Raw genomic sequence first — 16,185 nt, 5'->3', positions numbered from 1 at the left:
AATCTCGCGAAAACGAAATTTTCCCCTTGCACCCCCCAGCGCAGTCCCATAAATCACCGCTCACCGAAGGCGAAACGGTAACACGAAGCGCCGGACGGAACGGATGCGGGCGTAGCTCAGGGGTAGAGCATAACCTTGCCAAGGTTAGGGTCGTGAGTTCGAATCTCATCGCCCGCTCCAAACAAAAAGGGCCGAACCTTGATGGTTCGGCCTTTTTTGTTTTGGCATTCGGGGCTTCATGCTATTCTGAATACCAGCGCGAAAGCGGGGTGGTCGCCCCAACCCAAACACAGAATTAAATCAGTAATAAAATGGATTTTTCAGGGCCAAGGCGACCGCAGGCACCCAGCAATCGTTAACAAACACGCATGGCGCACCCCACATTTGCGCGCCATGCAATCGATACAAACAGGGCTTTGGCGCTTCTAGCAGCAAACTTTACACTGTCAACTATGGGCAATTGGTCAAAACAATGACCCCGAAGAAGCCGCATCACCACGGAAACCTGCAGGAAGCGTTGATTGACGCGGGCTTGGCGCTTTTGGCCGAATCCGGACAGGCAGGTCTGACGTTGCGTAAGACCGCGGCACGGGCTGGTGTTTCACATTCCGCACCCGCCCATCATTTCGATGGATTGCGGGGCTTGTTGAATGCAATTGCCAAGCGCGGGTTCGAAATGCTGCTGGACTACCTGCGCAATGTCGAACATCAGAACGGCAATCACGACCAACCTGACCCTTTCAAGCGATTGATGGTCAGGGTGCATGCCTATCTCGATTTCTGCGATCGCAACGAACCGCTGTTCCGGCTGATGTTCACCGAAGCCAGCTATGACGACCCAGAACTGCAAAAGATCGCCCTGAACTGTTATCAGGTCCTGCGCGACAGCTGCCGCCCCTTTACCGAGGGCCGCAACGCGCTAGAGGTCGAACATGCCGTCTGGACCATGGCGCATGGATTTGCCGTGCTGGGCATGAACAGCCCGCGCCCCAACGCCCCTGCCCCCAACCCTCCATGCGAGGACATGATGCGGATGCTGCTGCTCGGCCCATCAAACGACACGCCGGACTGACCAAACCGGCAATGCTGCAACGCAGCACTTGTGCGAAACAGGCCAGTTCATGTAGGTTCCCCCCCACGCCGAGGGCGGGGGGAGGACCAGAACATGCAGATCTGCCGCAACAAGCGGGCGATCCGCGATTGCGTCTCACAGTGGCGCGATCAGGACCAACATGTTGCGTTGGTGCCGACAATGGGGGCATTGCATGACGGGCATTTGCAGCTGGTATCCCGGTCGCGGGAATGGCTGGATCAGCGCGGCGGGGGCAAGATCGTCACCTCGATCTTCGTGAACCCGACCCAATTCGATCAGGCCTCGGATCTGGCGTCATACCCACGCACCGAGGAAAATGACCTGCGCCTGCTGCGCCAGGCCGGATGCGACGCCGCCTTTCTGCCTGCGGTCGACGACATCTATCGCCCCGGCGCACAAACCGTCGTCGAGGTCACGGGTCTGTCACGCATGCTGATCGGCCGGCTCCGTCCCGGACATTTTCGCGGCATGTCGACAATTGTCACCAAGCTTTTCAATATCGTCCGGCCCGATATGGCGGCATTTGGTGAGAAGGACTATCAACAGCTTGCGATCATCCGGCAGATGGTCGCGGATCTGGATGTGCCGATCGACATATTGGGCGTCCCGACCGTGCGCGAGGCCGATGGCCTGGCGATGTCTTCGCGCAACAGCCGCCTTTCCCCCGAAGACCGTCAGGCGGCAACCGCGCTGTGTGCGGCGCTGGATCGCGGTGAAGAACTGGTCATGCAGGGATGCAGCCTTGCCGCCCTGCGGGCCGAGCTGCGCCGCGTCCTGCGCAATCAACCCAGAGCCAGCATCCGTTCCATCGACATCCGTGATGCGACCACGCTGGCGCGACTGACACGCATTGACCGCCCGGTCGTGATGCTGCTGGCCGTGGCTTTCGGTGATGTGCTGCTGATAGATCAGCGCACCGCCCGCCCCTGAACAAGAGGTCCCCATGTCTGCACAGGCATCCGTAAAACGCTTTACCGCCCCCCAGATCGCCGCACGCAAGCGCGACACCCCGATCGTGTCCCTGACAGCTTACACGGCACCGATGGCGGCCCTGATCGATGAGCATGCCGAACTGATCCTTGTCGGCGACAGTCTTGGCATGGTGGTGCACGGGCTTCCCTCGACCATCGGCGTCACGCTGGAAATGATGATCCTGCATGGCCAGGCGGTCATGCGCGGATCACATCGCGCGATGGTCGTGGTCGACATGCCTTTTGGCAGCTATGAAGAAAGCCCCGAGCAGGCGTTTCGCAATGCCGCACGGGTCATGCAGGAAACCGGCTGTGGCGGGGTCAAGCTGGAAGGGGGCGCGCGCATGGCCGAAACGGTTGCCTTTCTGACCAGCCGGGGCATTCCGGTCATGGGGCATGTCGGCCTGACGCCGCAGGCAACGCATGTCATGGGCGGTTTCAAAACACAGGGGCGCGATGAAGACAGTTGGCCCGCCCACATCGATGACGCCAGGGCCATCGCCGACGCAGGCGCATTTTGTGTGGTCGTCGAAGGTGTGATGGCCGAACTGGCGAATCGGATCACATCAGCAATTCAGGTCCCCACCATCGGCATCGGCGCGTCTGCGCAATGTGACGGGCAGATCCTCGTCATAGACGACATGTTGGGCATGTCGGCACGGGTGCCCCGCTTTGTGCGCAAATTCGGAAATGCGGGTGAAATCTGTGCCGACGCCATCGCCGAATATGCCGCAGCGGTCCGGGATCGCAGCTTTCCCGCACCCGAGCAAACCTATCGCTAGGCCACATCCCTCAGGCTGCTGGCGGCCGCCTGTTCGCCGCAATTGTCGGCTTCCGACATCTCGAACCCTGCGCTGCGTACAAGCCGCGAGAACAGCAGCGGTATCAGCAACAGGAACGCCAGCCCCAGATAGATCGTCGCAAAGCTGTGTCTTTCGGCAAGGAAGCCGATCGAACCGGGTGCCAGAAGAATGCCCGAATACCCCATCATCGTCACGACTGACAGCCCGACCCCATGCGCCAGCCCCGGCAGATTTCCTGCCGCGGACACGACAATGGGCATCAGATTCGCGATTCCAATTCCGGCAAGACCGAACCCGAGGATGACCACGATCGGATCCGCCGCAATTCCCGACACGCCCAGACCGGCGATGCCGGTCAAGGCGCTGAACCGCATCATACTCACGGCGCCAAACCGGTTGCGCAACATGTCACCCAGAAAACGCACGACAGCCATCGTCGCGGCACAAGCCGCAAACCCCCACCCTGCCAAGGAGAGTGAGGCCCCCAGTTCCCGCTGCAAATACACCGCACCCCAGTCGAGGATCGCCCCTTCGGGCACCATGCAGCACAGCGCGACAACACCAAGGACATAGGGCAGCGGCGTTCCTGGCAGCTTGATGGGGGCCTTGTCGGCATCCGTCGCCGGTGCGTCCTGCTGCAATCGCGGAAGCGCCAGGGCAAGGACAGCCAGAAACAGCAACGTGACAAGAACGGCATGCCCGGCTTCGCCCCATGCGGCCAGAATCATACCGCCAAGCCCCGCGCCGACCCCTCCGCCAAGGGACCAGAAACCGTGGCACGAAGACATGATCGCCCGGCGCTGCACCCGCTCGACGACAACTGCGTTGGCATTCATCGCGATATCCATTCCGCCCAGGAAACCGCCGAACAGGAATACGGCCAGCGCGACCCAGACCAGCCCCGGCGCCGCAGTCATCAACAGCAGCGTCGGCGTTGCAAGCAGGCTGGCCATCCATACAGCGCGGCGCGACCCGACGCGGGCCGTCATCGCACCAAAGACCGGCATCACCACAAGCGAACCAAGCCCAAGGCAAAGCACGACAAGACCGGCCGTCCCTTCCGTGATTCCAAGCCTCCGGATCAGCACGGCCAGCTTCGGGGCCCAGCTGCCGATCATCAAGCCATTGGCAAAGAACAGCGCCGATACGGCCACCCGCTGCGTCGTGATCTGCATCAGGCACGATCCCTTTGTCTTATGCGCTGCCGATCCTTTGGGCGGCGGCCAGCGACGTCATTTACAACATGCTTGGCACGACCAGATCCGGGGGACGGTGACCATCGGCAAAGGTCTTGATATTGATGATGACCTTTTCGCCCATCTCGGCGCGTCCCTCGACCGTCGCCGAGCCCATATGCGGCAATAACACGACATTGGGCAGTTCGCGCAACCTGGGATTGATTTCATGCCCGTGTTCGAAAACATCCAGCCCCGCGCCGGCGATTTCACCTGCCCGCAACATCCGCGTCAGCGCGTTCTCGTCGATCACTTCCCCGCGCGAGGTGTTGACGACTACGGCGGACGGTTTCAGCAATTTCAGACGCCGCGCGTTCAGCAGATGAAAGGTTGAAGGCGTATGGGGCGCGTTGATGCTGATCACGTCCATACGACTGAGCATCTGGTCAAAGCTTTCCCAATAGGTGGCCTGCAGCTGTTCTTCGGTCTCGGGGCGCAGCCGCCGGCGATTGTGGTAATGCACCTGCATTCCGAAAGCTGCGGCACGCCGCGCCACGGCCTGCCCGATTCGCCCCATTCCAAGAATACCCAGCCGGCGCCCGCCCACGCGTCCGCCCAGATGGGATGTCGGCGCCCATCCTCCCCATCGTCCGGCCTGCATTTCGGCCAGTCCTTCGGGAATACGCCGGGTCACGGCAAGTATCAGCGCCATGGTCATGTCGGCCGTATCCTCGGTCACCACCCCGGGGGTGTTGGACACCAGCACCCCTCGCTGGCGCGCCGTGGTGACATCAATATGATCGACCCCGGCACCGAAATTCGCGATCAGTTTCAGCCGCTCGCCGGCCTGCGCCAACATCGAGGCATCGATCTGGTCGGTCACCGTAGGCACCAGAACATCGCAATTCTGCATCGCCGCGATCAATTCGTCGCGCGTCATCTTGCGTTCTTCTTCGCGCAAGGCGACATCGAACAGTTCTTTCATGCGTGTCTCGACCGCCTCGGGCAGGCGGCGCGTAACGGCGACACGCATTTTCTGACGCGAAGAATAAGTGCTGTGCATGGAAACCTCACTTTCTCGAAGACGTGTCGGCGCCGACCTTCCATTGCGCGACGGCTTTTGGCAAACTGCCCGCGTTGCGGGGCAGGCACAAGACCCCACCGGCTCCGAATACCGCCAGCGCCCGATTGGCAAGTTGCGGAACCGGATCAGTCAGGCAACGCAGAAGCGAACAGACCCGAGCAGGGGCAAGCAGGAACAGGCATGACATGAACAGAACCGCTTTCGGGGTTTGCCGCCAGACGATCACCGCAACTATCGCCGCGGGGACCATCCTGCTGGCCGGTGCCCTGCCCGGAACGGCCGGCAGCGGCGGCACATCAGCCCCCGGCACTGCCGGCGACGCAACCGTGACCCGCGTCCAGTCCGCGGAAACACCACAGCAACGCGGCCCGGTCACCAACCTGCCCCTTCCACGCTATGTCAGCCTGAAGGGCAGCGAAGGAAACGCCCGCCGCGGCCCCAGCCTGTCACATCGCATCGACTGGGTTTTCCGCCATGCAGGCATGCCGTTGCGCGTTGTGGCCGAATTCGGTCATTGGCGCCGGGTCGAAGACAAGGACGGTGCCGGCGGGTGGGTCCATTACGCCCTTTTGTCGGGCGTGCGCACCGCTGTCGTCACCGAGGACATGGTCGCCTTGCGCAACCGCCCCCACCAGGATGCGGATATTGCCGCACGTGCAGAATCGGGGGCAATTGTCCGTCTGGGCGAATGCAACCGCGACTGGTGCCGCGTCACTGGCGGCGGGCAGCGCGGATGGGTCATGAAATCAACCCTGTGGGGCGTCGACCCGGACGAGATCCGCGACTAAAGCCTGGCGACGGCCCCGTCGGGGCCGCCTTTGCGGGATCAGGCAAGCCCGCGACCTTTCAGCAGCGCCTCGACTCCGGGCATTCTCTCGCGGAACGCCAGCCACAATTCCTCGGCCGGGGCGGAACCCCCGCGTGACAGAATACTCTGCTCAAGCCGTTTCGCGGTCGCGCCGTCAAAGATGTTTCCGGTTTCCTCGAACGCGGCAAAGGCATCTGCGTCCATCACCTCGGACCACATATAGCTGTAATATCCGCTGGCATAGCTGTCGCCGGCGAAGACATGCGCGAAATGAGGCGCCGCATGACGCATCGGGATGGCTGCGGGTGCAGCAAGCGCTTCAAGAATCTGGTTTTGACGCGCCAGAATGTCCTGCGGCGGTTCCCCGCGATGAAATGCCAGATCGACAAGCGCGCTTTCCAGATATTCGGTCGTGGCAAAACCGGCATCGGCATTTCCGGCAGCGATCAACCGGTCGCGCAGATCGGCGGGCAACACCTCGCCGGTCTGGAAATGTCTGGCATGACGGTCCAGAACCTCGGGCTGCTCCAGCCAATGTTCGTAAAGCTGGCTGGGCAGCTCTACGAAGTCCTGCGCCACCGACGTTCCCGAAATCGAAGGCCAATCCACGTCCGACAGGATGTGATGCGTCGCATGTCCGAATTCATGGAACAATGTCCGGGCGTCATCCCATGACAGGAATGCCTGTGCTCCCGGTGCCTCGGGGGGCGTGAAATTGCACACATTCACGACAATCGCGCGCTGACCTTTGCCGATCTTGTGCTGCGGCTGCAATGACGAACACCATGCCCCTGAACGCTTGCCGGGTCGGGCAAAGTAATCGCCCACGAATATCGCCATCAGCTTGCCATCACGCGTCACGCGCCATGCACGAATGTCAGGTGCCCATAGTTGCGCTTCGAGTGGCGCAAATTCCAGACCATACAGACGATTGGCGACGTCGAAGACCGCACCCAGCATGGCGTCCAACCCCAGATAGGGCTTGACCTGCGAGACGTCGAAATCATGTTCGCGCCGGCGCAAACGCTCTGCATAGAACCGCCAGTCCCAAGGTTCGAGCGCGCCATTTCGCCCATCTTCATGCAGCAACTCGGTCAGGCGGGCCTGGTCCTGACGGGCGCGGGCCGTGGCCGCCTGCCAGACCTGTCCCAAAAGGGCTTCGACCCTATCGGCATTTCCGGCCATTTCCGGTGCCAGCTTGTAAGAGGCAAAATCGGCATATCCCAGCAACCTGGCCCGTTCGTGACGCAAGGCCAGGATCTCGGCGGCGATGGGCAGGTTGTTGCTGTCTGCGCCCCCTGCACCATTTCCGGTGCCGCGCGCTGTCCAGGCGTGGAACACGGTTTCGCGCAGGCTTCGATCGCTGGCATGTTCAAGGAAAGGCACGATCAAGGACCGGTTCAGCGTCATCACCTGTCCGTCGTGCCCACGTTCCGCCGCGGCAGAGCGCATCGCACGAATCAGCCAGTCGGGCAGCCCTCCAAGCTGATCATCGGCAACAGGCAGGGCATATTCGCGTTCATCTGTCAGCACGTTCTGGGTGAATTCCGTGGTCAACACGGCCATCCTGCTGCGGATCTCGGCCATGCGCTTGCGTGCCCCGCCTGTCAGCCCCGCCCCCGATCGGGTCATGTCACGCAACGCCAGTTCGGTGATCCGCCGGTCCTGTGGCCTCAGGTCGGCCATATCCGAGGCGACGTGCCGGACCCGTTCGAAAAGTCGGGGATCCATGCTTGTGCGGCTGCCATAGGCCGCAAGGCGGGGCGCGAAATCACGCTGCAACGCCTGACGGGCCGCGTTCGAATCGACTGCGGCAACGGTGTAAAAGATGGACAGAACACGCCCGAGTCCCAGTTCTGCGGTTTCAAGCGCGGCGATCGTATTTTCAAATGTTGCAGGCGCGGGATTGGCGGCAATCGCTTCTTGCGCGGCTTCTGCTGCGGCCAGCTCTTGATCGAAAGCGGGCGCAAAGTCCTGATCTGAAATCAGGTCAAAGCGCGGCAAGCCCTCGGGTCCGGTCCAGCGGGTCAGTTCGGAATTCATGCGCGTCTCCTGTCAATGACAGATACCTAGGTCGCGCCGAAGCCAAGTTCCAGTAGAAGCCTAGCCGCAAACAGAACATCCCGCCCGGCGCTGTGTCTTGATCACGCGGTTTTCCCCGTAAAGCCCATCGAACAACATCAGGCGTCCCCGCAGGTCCCGCCCGGCGCCGGTCAGGTATTTGATCGCCTCCAATGCCATCAGGCTGCCGACCACACCGGGCAAGGCGCCCACGACGCCCGCCTCGGCGCAGGCGGGTGCAAGACCGGCGGCAGGCTCATCCGGGAACAGGCATGTCAGGCACGGCCCACCCCGCGCGGGATCATACAGGGTCACCTGTCCTTCCCATTGCGAAATCGATCCGGCAAGCAAGGGGACACCCGCCGCGACGCAGACCGCATTGACCGCCTGACGCGACGAAAAGCTGTCCGAACCGTCAATAATCAGATCATGCTGACGGAACAGATCGACATCTCCGGCCCCGACCCGTCGGGTCAGCGGCGTCAACTGGACATGAGGGTTCAAGGCCTTCATCGCAGTCGCGGCGGCTTCGGCCTTGGCCTCACCGCGCTGATCGCTTCGAAAGATCACCTGACGTTGCAGGTTTGACAGGCTGACCACATCATCATCGGCAACCGTGATCCGGCCGACACCGGCGGCGGCAAGATACAGGCAAACCGGCGACCCCAGCCCACCGGCACCCACCACCAATACCCGCGCCCGACGCAAACGCATCTGTCCCGGGCCACCGATTTCTCGCAGCACGAGATGACGCGCATAGCGATCCAGCTCGGCACCTGACAGCCCGTCATCCTCTGGCGACGGGGCGAGCGGTTCGGGTTGGATGGCACGGGCGCGCAGACGTCCCAGAAGCCCCCGATAACCCAGAACGAGCGCGGCAAAGCCGCCGGCGACCAACCACTGAATCGCACTTCCCCCAACCATGCGCGACAAGGATGCATCTGGCGCAACCGCCAGCAGCACGATGATACCAGCCCACAGCAATGACAGGGCGGCCCCCATCACGCGTCCGGGCAGCCTGAGGATCAGGCCGAACGCGCCAAATCCGGCCAGCAACCAGACCCCCAGCATCAGCTGGCCCCGGTCGAGCCGAATCCACCTGCGCCGCGCGTCGTCTGATCAATATCCTCGACCAGGGCGAATACCGCCTGAGGGGCGGGCGCGACCACCATCTGCGCAATGCGGTCACCATGTGCGACATGCACATCAACATCGCCCAGATTGATCAGGATCACCCCCAATGGCCCGCGATAATCGCTGTCGATGGTTCCCGGGCTGTTGGCCAGCGTGACCCCCTGCTTCAGCGCCAACCCTGACCTGGGTCGCAGCTGAACCTCCCATCCTTGCGGGATCTGCATGGCCAGGCCGGTCGGCACCAATGCGCGCTGACCGGGTGCAAGCCGAATGCCATCCCGGCCGTCAGGCGTAAAATTCGCGCGCAGATCCGCGCCTGCCGCCCCGGCTGTCTGATAGACCGGAAAACCAAGATCCTGATCCGCGCCGTCCAGCCATTTCATCCCTATCACGGGTGATTGCACCATTCCTGCCCCCTTGATTGCAAAGGCCGCGCGGCAAATGCCTGCGCGGCCCGTTTTCATCCTGCTGTCACCGGTCGCTCAGCGCGGCGCGATCATCATGATCATCTGGCGACCTTCCATCTTTGGCATGGCCTCGACCTTGCCGGCCTCGCCGACATCGTCCCGCACACGGTTGAGCAGTTCAAGCCCAAGATCCTGGTGCGCCATTTCCCGCCCGCGAAAGCGCAAGGTTACCTTCACCTTGTCACCCGCATCGAGGAATTTCATCACGTTGCGCATTTTCACATCATAGTCATGGGTGTCGGTTCCGGGGCGGAACTTGACTTCCTTGATCTCGATGATTTTCTGTTTCTTACGGGCCTCGGCTTCACGTTTCTGTTGTTCATACTTGAACTTGCCAAGGTCCATGACCTTGCAGACCGGCGGAGTCGCGTTCGGCGAAATTTCGACCAGATCCAACCCGGAATCCCTTGCCATCTCAAGGCCGACCGAGGGCGGCACGACGCCGACATTTTCTCCATCGGGGCCGATCAGGCGGATTTCGGCGACACGAATGCGTTCATTGACGCGAGGGCCGGTGTCACGGGTGGGCGGTGCATTATGCGGTCGACGGGCTATGGCGTTGCTCCTTATATGGCCATGGCTTGAATGGAGGGGAAAATAGTCCCGCAAACCGCGCGTTTCAACCGAATAACAGCGCCGCGCACCCGCTTTTGGCAGGTTTTGCGCCGATATCTGGACCGACTGCGGCTTTCGGGCGTTTCATGCCTGTGCCATAACGCAACCCGCGTCGGCGGAAACGCATCTGGAAGGATGACCAAATCATGCGCAAGCTTTCTATTCTTATCGTGATTCTGGTGGCAGCGGCCGGGACGTGGTGGTGGACCGACCAACGCGATGCATCCCCGGAAGAGCAAGCCGTTTCCACCCTGCCCGACACCCCGGCGGGCGAAGCTGCGGAACTGGCGCAGGCAACCGCCGCAGCAACGCAAGATACCGCCCAATCTGCCGCCCCCCCCGACGAGCCCGACGAACAGGCCGAAACCGCAGCGGATGCCGCGGCGGATGCGGCAGCCATTGCCGCCGACGCCGCGGCCGAGGCCGTGCGCGCATCGGAAGACAGCGGCATCGCACCGGCAGACCGTGCGGCCACCGAAGCCGAGGCCGCAGCCGAGGCCGCAATTGCGGCCGCCGATCGCGCGGCGGACGCCGCTGCACCTGAAAACGATCAGGGCGATCAGGTCAGCGCGGAACGGGCCAGCGAAGCCGCCGAAGATGCGGCCGAAGCCGCCGCCGTGGCTGCCGATGCGACCGCTGTTGCGGCCAGAATCGAAACCCTGCTGACGCCCGAAGGGTTCGACGCCGAACAGGTTTCAAAGATCATTCAGGGCGCCGCAATCTCGGATGTGCAGAAGGCGACCTTGCAGCGACTGGTCGATACGGCCGCCGCCAATCCCGACCTGCTGCGCGCGGCGCTGGATCAGGTCAAGGCGGTCATGAAATGAACCCACCGGTGCCTGCCCTGCAGTCGTTTCTTGGCCGCAAGCCCGCCGCGATTCAGCGCGGCCCCGTGGCAATCATCTTCGTCGAAGATGACGCTGTTGTCGCAGACACGCTGACCCATCATCTGGACGCGGGCTTTCACCATATTCTGGCATTGTCGCCGGAACCGATCGACCTGCCGCAACAGGCTGATGGCAGGATCACGAACCTGATCTGGAACACCCGCCGGCCCGCCGCCCATGTCGACGCGGTAAATGCCGTGATCGCAGCGGTGCCCGATGGAACCTGGCTCTATTACGGCTTCAACGCGGAATTCCTGTTCTTTCCATTCTCGGAAAGCCGCCGCATCGGGGAAATGCTGGCATTTCACACCGAAGAACGCCGGCCCGCGATGCTGACCTATGTAATCGATCTCTACGCGTCCGATCTGGCTGCGCATCCCAATGCGGTCTGCCTCGATGACGCGATGTTCGACCGCAGCGGGTATTACGCGCTGGGACGCAAGGACGCACATGGACATGTCAAGGAAAGGCAACTGGATTTCCACGGCGGGTTGCGCTGGCGCTTTGAGGAATATCTGCCCCGGGACCGGCGGCGCATCGACAGGATTGCGCTTTTCCGCGCCAGAAAGGATCTGCGCATCACATCTGACCACCGCTTCAACATCGAGGAATACAATACCTATTCCTGTCCCTGGCATCACAACCTGACCGCGGCGATCGCATCATTCCGCGTGGCCAAGGCACTGGCAAGCAATCCCGGGTCGCGCGATGACATCACGGGTTTCACCTGGCGCAACTCTTACCGCTTTGAATGGAACTCCCAGCAGCTGATGGACCTGGGGCTGATGGAGCCCGGGCAGTGGTTCTGACCCCGCGCGGCAACCGCGATCATGGTAAACCGCTTTGACTTGCACCGGCTTCGCTGCGAGTGATACACGAGACGTCAAACTTGTGAATTTCACGATGACCCCCATTTTGGGGTGACGCCAGATGAAAGGCTTGATGCATGGCAATGTCCCAAACCCGCTTTGACCGCGACGATCTGCTTGCCTGTGCGCGGGGCGAGTTGTTTGGACAGGGCAATGCCCAGCTGCCCGAACCGCCCATGCTGATGATGGACCGGATCACCGATATTTCCGAGGATCGTGGTGAACATGGCAAGGGTCATGTCGTCGCGGAATTCGACATCAATCCCGACCTGTGGTTCTTTGGCTGCCATTTCCCGGGCAACCCGATCATGCCCGGCTGTCTGGGCCTTGACGGCCTGTGGCAGCTGACCGGTTTCAATCTTGGCTGGCGCGGCTGGGAAGGCCGCGGCTATGCGCTTGGCGTGGGCGAGGTCAAGCTGACCGGCATGGTCCGCCCCGACCGCAAGATGTTGCGTTATTACGTCGATTTCACCAAGGCCGTGCAGACCCGCCGCCTGACGATGGGGGTTGCCGATGGACGCGTCGAAGCGGATGGCGAAACCATCTACCAGGTCAAGGACATGAAAGTCGCCCTGTCGACCAGCTGATCATTCAAGAGGAGGCCCCCATGCGACGCGTCGTCATTACCGGGCTAGGTATCGTTTCCCCCATCGGCAATAACGCCGCTGAGGTCACTGAAAGCTTGCGCAACGGGCGTTCGGGCATTGTCGCCGCGCCCGAATATGCCGAACACGGCTTTCGCAGCCGCGTGCACGGCATGCCCCAGATCGTTCTGGAAGACCATATCGACAAGCGCAATTTGCGCTTCATGGGCCCCGGCGCGGCCTATAACTTCATCGCCATGGAACAGGCGATCAAGGATAGCGGACTGGAAGACAGTGATGTCTCGAACCCCCGCAGCGGCCTGATCATGGGTTCGGGCGGGCCGTCGACCTCTAACTTTTTCGATGCGCATCAGATCGTGATCGAAAAGGGTGCCCCAAAGCGGATGGGCCCGTTCATGGTCACCCGCTGCATGTCATCGACGAACTCAGCCTGCCTTGCGACCCCGTTCAAGATCAAGGGCGTCAACTACTCAATCACCTCGGCCTGTTCGACCAGCGCGCATTGCATCGGCAATGGCGTGGAACAGATCCAGATGGGCAAGCAGGACATCGTGTTTGCCGGCGGCGGCGAGGAACTGGACTGGACCCTGTCCTGCCTGTTCGACGCGATGGGCGCGATGTCATCGAAATACAACGATACGCCCGAAACAGCTTCGCGCCCCTATGACGCAACCCGCGACGGTTTCGTGATCGCAGGCGGCGGTGGTGTGGTCGTTCTGGAAGAACTGGAACATGCCAAGGCGCGCGGCGCCAAGATCTATGCCGAAGTCACCGGCTATGGCGCGACCAGCGACGGCTATGACATGGTTGCCCCTTCGGGCGAGGGCGGCGAGCGTTCGATGCGCCTGGCCGTCGACACCCTGCCCGACGGCCGCAAGGTCAGCTATATCAACGCGCATGGCACCTCGACCCCGGTCGGCGATATCGGCGAGATCAAGGCGATCCGCCGTATCTTTGGCGAAGGTGCGACACCGCCGGTCAGCTCGACCAAATCGCTGACAGGCCATAGCCTTGGCGCGACCGGTGTGCATGAGGCGATCTATTCGCTGTTGATGTTGCAAAATGACTTCATTGCAGCATCTGCAAATGTCGAGACACTGGACCCCGAGATCAATGCGGGCGAAATTGCAACCACCCGGGTGGACAACGCGGGGCTGGATTCGGTTCTGTCAAACAGCTTCGGCTTCGGCGGCACCAATGCCTCTCTCCTGATGTCCAAATACCTGGAATAAAACAAGAAACGACGAGAAGGACGGATCATGGGCGATCTTCTGAAAGGCAAGCGCGGGCTTGTGATGGGGGTCGCCAATGAGCGGTCCATCGCGTGGGGAATTGCCAAGGCCGCCGCGGCCGAAGGTGCCGAACTGGCATTCAGCCATCAGGGCGAGGCGTTTGGAAAACGCGTCGCACCCCTTGCGGCGGCGGCCGGGTCGGATTTCCTGCTGGATGTCGATGTGACCGACGACAGCTCGTTGGACGCCGCTTTCGAACAGATCGCCGAGCGCTGGGGCAAGCTGGACTTTCTGATCCATGCGATCGCCTTTTCCAACAAGGACGAATTGACCGGCCGGTTCATGAATACCAGCCGGGCCAATTTCAAGCACAGCCTCGAAATCAGCTGCTATTCGCTGATCGAGGTTGCGCGTCGCGCCCATCCGCTGATGTCGGATGGCGGATCGATCATCACGCTGACCTATGGCGGCTCGAACCGCGTGACACCGTTCTACAACGTCATGGGCGTTGCCAAGGCGGCACTGGAAGCATCGGTCAGGTATCTGTCCAATGATCTGGGTCCGGACGGTATCCGCGTCAACGCCATCAGCCCCGGTCCGATGAAAACGCTGGCGGGCGCCGCGATCGGTGGCGCGCGCAAGACCTTCCGGCATACCGAGGCGAATGCGCCGATGCGTGCCAATGCCACGCTCGAGGCCATCGGAGGCACGGCGGTCTGGATGCTGTCAGATTGGGCGGCCTGCACCACCGGGGAAATCGTGACCGTGGATGGTGGGTATCACGTGCTGGGCATGCCCCAAAGCGAAAACCTATGATCTATGTCTTCGATGCATATGGCACCCTGTTCGATGTAGACGGTGCCGCGCGTATCGCCGCGCAATCGGACCCGTCCCTGCAGGACATCTGGGCCGGGTTGTCAGCTGATTGGCGGCGCAAACAGCTTGAATACAGCTGGTTGCGCGCCATCACCGGCGATCATGTCGATTTCTGGCAGGTCACGGCAGAAGCTCTGGATTGGTCGGTGGAACGCCATGGCGCAACCGCAGATCAGGCCGCCCGGCTGCTGGATCTGTATCGCCACCTTCCTGCCTACCCCGAGGTGCCCGGCGTGCTGGATGATCTGCGCGCAAAAGGGGCGCGGACAGCGATCTTTTCGAACGGCTCGCCGCAAATGCTGATCGATGCAACGCAAAGCGCCGATCTGGGAAACTGTCTTGATGCCTTGCTTTCGGTCGAGACAACCGGCCGCTTCAAACCCGCAAGCGAAAGCTATCGCATCGTGACCGATCATTTCGACTGCGCGCCATCAGAGGTCAGGTTTGTCTCTTCCAATGGCTGGGACATCTATGGCGCCACGCGGTTTGGCTTTGAGACGCACTGGGTCAACCGCGCCGGCTTGCCCGTGGATCGCCTGCCCCGGGCTCCGCGCCATATTCTTTCCGACCTGCAGGGGCTGCTGACGTGACCGGGTTCTTCACGGCCAGTGATGGCGCAAGGCTGGCATATTCGGATCAAGGCACGGGCATGCCTGTCCTGTGCCTGGCGGGCCTGACCCGCAACATGTCCGATTTCGACTATGTTGCGCCCCAACTCGGCGGCGTGCGCATGATCCGCATGGATTACCGGGGGCGCGGGCAATCGGACCACACGGGCGCGGCAACCTATACCGTACCGCAGGAAGGCAAGGATGCTGTCGAACTGCTGGATCACCTGGGGGTGAAACGCGCCGCGATCCTTGGCACCTCACGCGGTGGGCTGATCGGATTGTTGCTGGCCGCCACTGCCCATGACCGCATGCTCGGGCTGTGCCTGAACGATGTGGGCCCGGTGATCGAACAAAGCGGTTTGCAGCGCATTTTCGATTATGTCGGACGCAGCCCCGCGCTTTTCGGCTATGACGCATTGGCCGAACGCCTGCCCGTCGTGATGCCCGGCTTTGCCAATGTGCCCGAAGGGCGCTGGCGCGCAGATGTCGAAAAACACTATCTGGAAACGCCAGAAGGGTTGAAACTGCGCTACGATCCCGATCTGCGGCAGGCCTTTCTCGACGCATTCAAGGGCGAAATGCCCGATCTATGGCCACTTTGGGATGCGACCGCGGACCTTTCGGTGGCGTTGATCCGCGGCGCGAATTCCGACCTGCTATCCGCAGAAGTGGCCGCAGAAATGCAGCGCCGCCGAAACGATCTTGTCTATGCCGAAGTTCCCGACCGCGCCCATGTGCCCTGGCTGGATGAACCCGCCTCTCGGGACGTGATCGCGCGATGGCTTGACCTTTGCCAAACCGCCTATCAAGGCTGAGAACCTTGGGCAGATGATTGACAAGCCCGTCGGCAATCCGGTGAATGGTCCGCAGGCAGAACAGGTCACACGAAAGGCA

At 61.7% G+C, this 16,185-nt stretch carries 17 protein-coding genes and 1 tRNA gene; 12 read left to right on the top strand and 6 right to left on the bottom strand.

Features of this window, described 5'->3' with window-relative positions:
• The first annotated feature begins 105 nt into the window (after positions 1-105).
• The 4 genes from PAF17_RS01135 (at position 106) to panB (ending at position 2,846) form a co-directional block, all read left to right on the top strand.
• Positions 106-180, top strand: a tRNA-Gly gene (locus tag PAF17_RS01135).
• Positions 181-472: 292 nt separating this feature from the next.
• Entirely contained in the window at positions 473-1,072 is a 600-nt protein-coding gene (locus PAF17_RS01130; protein ID WP_271887237.1) for a TetR/AcrR family transcriptional regulator, read from the top strand.
• Between the two features lie 93 nt (positions 1,073-1,165).
• Positions 1,166-2,023, top strand: a complete 858-nt coding sequence (panC, locus tag PAF17_RS01125; protein WP_271887236.1) for a pantoate--beta-alanine ligase — start codon at positions 1,166-1,168, stop codon at positions 2,021-2,023.
• A gap of 13 nt (positions 2,024-2,036) precedes the next feature.
• Positions 2,037-2,846, top strand: a complete 810-nt coding sequence (panB, locus tag PAF17_RS01120) for a 3-methyl-2-oxobutanoate hydroxymethyltransferase (protein ID WP_271887235.1) — start codon at positions 2,037-2,039, stop codon at positions 2,844-2,846.
• Here panB and PAF17_RS01115 read toward each other — a convergent pair.
• Together PAF17_RS01115 and PAF17_RS01110 are read right to left on the bottom strand one after the other, a co-directional pair.
• Positions 2,843-4,042: an MFS transporter gene (locus tag PAF17_RS01115; protein WP_271887234.1), complete on the bottom strand. Its 1,200-nt coding sequence runs from the start codon at positions 4,040-4,042 to the stop codon at positions 2,843-2,845. The two genes, panB and PAF17_RS01115, sit on opposite strands and share 4 nt — an antisense overlap.
• A gap of 61 nt (positions 4,043-4,103) precedes the next feature.
• Positions 4,104-5,105, bottom strand: coding sequence for a 2-hydroxyacid dehydrogenase (locus tag PAF17_RS01110; protein WP_271887233.1), 1,002 nt, complete (start codon positions 5,103-5,105; stop codon positions 4,104-4,106).
• A gap of 206 nt (positions 5,106-5,311) precedes the next feature.
• Between PAF17_RS01110 and PAF17_RS01105 the strand changes: the two genes are divergently transcribed.
• Positions 5,312-5,914 carry an SH3 domain-containing protein gene (locus PAF17_RS01105; protein ID WP_271887232.1) on the top strand — a complete coding sequence of 201 codons (603 nt, stop codon included), beginning with the start codon at positions 5,312-5,314 and terminating at the stop codon, positions 5,912-5,914.
• Between the two features lie 38 nt (positions 5,915-5,952).
• Here the strand turns inward: PAF17_RS01105 and PAF17_RS01100 are convergent, their stop codons facing one another.
• The 4 genes from PAF17_RS01100 to infC form a co-directional block, all read right to left on the bottom strand.
• Positions 5,953-7,977: a M3 family metallopeptidase gene (locus PAF17_RS01100; protein WP_271887231.1), complete on the bottom strand. Its 2,025-nt coding sequence runs from the start codon at positions 7,975-7,977 to the stop codon at positions 5,953-5,955.
• A gap of 60 nt (positions 7,978-8,037) precedes the next feature.
• The gene (locus PAF17_RS01095) at positions 8,038-9,066 is read right to left on the bottom strand and encodes a HesA/MoeB/ThiF family protein (RefSeq protein WP_271887230.1); all 1,029 of its coding nucleotides are present in this window, start codon (positions 9,064-9,066) and stop codon (positions 8,038-8,040) included.
• Positions 9,066-9,536, bottom strand: a complete 471-nt coding sequence (gene dut, locus PAF17_RS01090; RefSeq protein ID WP_271887229.1) for a dUTP diphosphatase — start codon at positions 9,534-9,536, stop codon at positions 9,066-9,068. The genes PAF17_RS01095 and dut overlap by 1 nt, the downstream gene beginning before the upstream one ends.
• Positions 9,537-9,611: 75 nt before the next feature.
• Positions 9,612-10,205, bottom strand: a complete 594-nt coding sequence (infC, locus tag PAF17_RS01085) for a translation initiation factor IF-3 (protein WP_271887228.1) — start codon at positions 10,203-10,205, stop codon at positions 9,612-9,614.
• Positions 10,206-10,357: 152 nt separating this feature from the next.
• On the opposite strand from infC, the gene PAF17_RS01080 reads away from it, so the two are divergent.
• The 7 genes from PAF17_RS01080 to PAF17_RS01050 all read left to right on the top strand — a co-directional run bounded on the left by PAF17_RS01080 (position 10,358) and on the right by PAF17_RS01050 (position 16,106).
• Positions 10,358-11,038, top strand: coding sequence for a hypothetical protein (locus PAF17_RS01080; RefSeq protein WP_271887227.1), 681 nt, complete (start codon positions 10,358-10,360; stop codon positions 11,036-11,038).
• The gene (locus tag PAF17_RS01075) at positions 11,035-11,907 is read left to right on the top strand and encodes a glycosyltransferase family 2 protein (protein ID WP_271887226.1); all 873 of its coding nucleotides are present in this window, start codon (positions 11,035-11,037) and stop codon (positions 11,905-11,907) included. The genes PAF17_RS01080 and PAF17_RS01075 overlap by 4 nt, the downstream gene beginning before the upstream one ends.
• Before the next feature lie 137 nt (positions 11,908-12,044).
• Positions 12,045-12,554, top strand: coding sequence for a bifunctional 3-hydroxydecanoyl-ACP dehydratase/trans-2-decenoyl-ACP isomerase (gene fabA, locus PAF17_RS01070; protein ID WP_271887225.1), 510 nt, complete (start codon positions 12,045-12,047; stop codon positions 12,552-12,554).
• Positions 12,555-12,574: 20 nt separating this feature from the next.
• The gene (fabB, locus tag PAF17_RS01065) at positions 12,575-13,804 is read left to right on the top strand and encodes a beta-ketoacyl-ACP synthase I (protein ID WP_271887224.1); all 1,230 of its coding nucleotides are present in this window, start codon (positions 12,575-12,577) and stop codon (positions 13,802-13,804) included.
• Between the two features lie 27 nt (positions 13,805-13,831).
• Positions 13,832-14,620 carry an enoyl-ACP reductase FabI gene (locus tag PAF17_RS01060; RefSeq protein WP_271887223.1) on the top strand — a complete coding sequence of 263 codons (789 nt, stop codon included), beginning with the start codon at positions 13,832-13,834 and terminating at the stop codon, positions 14,618-14,620.
• Positions 14,617-15,270: a haloacid dehalogenase type II gene (locus PAF17_RS01055; RefSeq protein WP_271887222.1), complete on the top strand. Its 654-nt coding sequence runs from the start codon at positions 14,617-14,619 to the stop codon at positions 15,268-15,270. Before PAF17_RS01060 ends, PAF17_RS01055 begins: the two co-directional genes overlap by 4 nt.
• Positions 15,267-16,106, top strand: a complete 840-nt coding sequence (locus PAF17_RS01050) for an alpha/beta fold hydrolase (protein WP_271887221.1) — start codon at positions 15,267-15,269, stop codon at positions 16,104-16,106. The genes PAF17_RS01055 and PAF17_RS01050 overlap by 4 nt, the downstream gene beginning before the upstream one ends.
• Positions 16,107-16,185 lie beyond the last annotated feature (79 nt).

The sequence above is a fragment of the Paracoccus onchidii genome (genome assembly GCF_028294535.1).
Lineage (GTDB): Bacteria > Pseudomonadota > Alphaproteobacteria > Rhodobacterales > Rhodobacteraceae > Paracoccus > Paracoccus onchidii.
The sequence above is the reverse complement of the archived record's forward strand: the minus strand, read 5'-3'. Positions and strand labels throughout refer to the sequence as shown.

What these genes read in the sequence shown, in the direction of transcription:
- PAF17_RS01130 (WP_271887237.1), top strand. Translation starts at nt 473, where the DNA reads ATGACCCCGAAGAAGCCGCATCACCACGGAAACCTGCAGGAAGCGTTG.
- panC (WP_271887236.1), top strand. Translation starts at nt 1,166, where the DNA reads ATGCAGATCTGCCGCAACAAGCGGGCGATCCGCGATTGCGTCTCACAG.
- panB (WP_271887235.1), top strand. Translation starts at nt 2,037, where the DNA reads ATGTCTGCACAGGCATCCGTAAAACGCTTTACCGCCCCCCAGATCGCC.
- PAF17_RS01115 (WP_271887234.1), bottom strand. Translation starts at nt 4,042, where the DNA reads ATGCAGATCACGACGCAGCGGGTGGCCGTATCGGCGCTGTTCTTTGCC.
- PAF17_RS01110 (WP_271887233.1), bottom strand. Translation starts at nt 5,105, where the DNA reads ATGCACAGCACTTATTCTTCGCGTCAGAAAATGCGTGTCGCCGTTACG.
- PAF17_RS01105 (WP_271887232.1), top strand. Translation starts at nt 5,312, where the DNA reads ATGAACAGAACCGCTTTCGGGGTTTGCCGCCAGACGATCACCGCAACT.
- PAF17_RS01100 (WP_271887231.1), bottom strand. Translation starts at nt 7,977, where the DNA reads ATGAATTCCGAACTGACCCGCTGGACCGGACCCGAGGGCTTGCCGCGC.
- PAF17_RS01095 (WP_271887230.1), bottom strand. Translation starts at nt 9,066, where the DNA reads ATGCTGGGGGTCTGGTTGCTGGCCGGATTTGGCGCGTTCGGCCTGATC.
- dut (WP_271887229.1), bottom strand. Translation starts at nt 9,536, where the DNA reads ATGGTGCAATCACCCGTGATAGGGATGAAATGGCTGGACGGCGCGGAT.
- PAF17_RS01080 (WP_271887227.1), top strand. Translation starts at nt 10,358, where the DNA reads ATGCGCAAGCTTTCTATTCTTATCGTGATTCTGGTGGCAGCGGCCGGG.
- PAF17_RS01075 (WP_271887226.1), top strand. Translation starts at nt 11,035, where the DNA reads ATGAACCCACCGGTGCCTGCCCTGCAGTCGTTTCTTGGCCGCAAGCCC.
- fabA (WP_271887225.1), top strand. Translation starts at nt 12,045, where the DNA reads ATGGCAATGTCCCAAACCCGCTTTGACCGCGACGATCTGCTTGCCTGT.
- fabB (WP_271887224.1), top strand. Translation starts at nt 12,575, where the DNA reads ATGCGACGCGTCGTCATTACCGGGCTAGGTATCGTTTCCCCCATCGGC.
- PAF17_RS01060 (WP_271887223.1), top strand. Translation starts at nt 13,832, where the DNA reads ATGGGCGATCTTCTGAAAGGCAAGCGCGGGCTTGTGATGGGGGTCGCC.
- PAF17_RS01055 (WP_271887222.1), top strand. Translation starts at nt 14,617, where the DNA reads ATGATCTATGTCTTCGATGCATATGGCACCCTGTTCGATGTAGACGGT.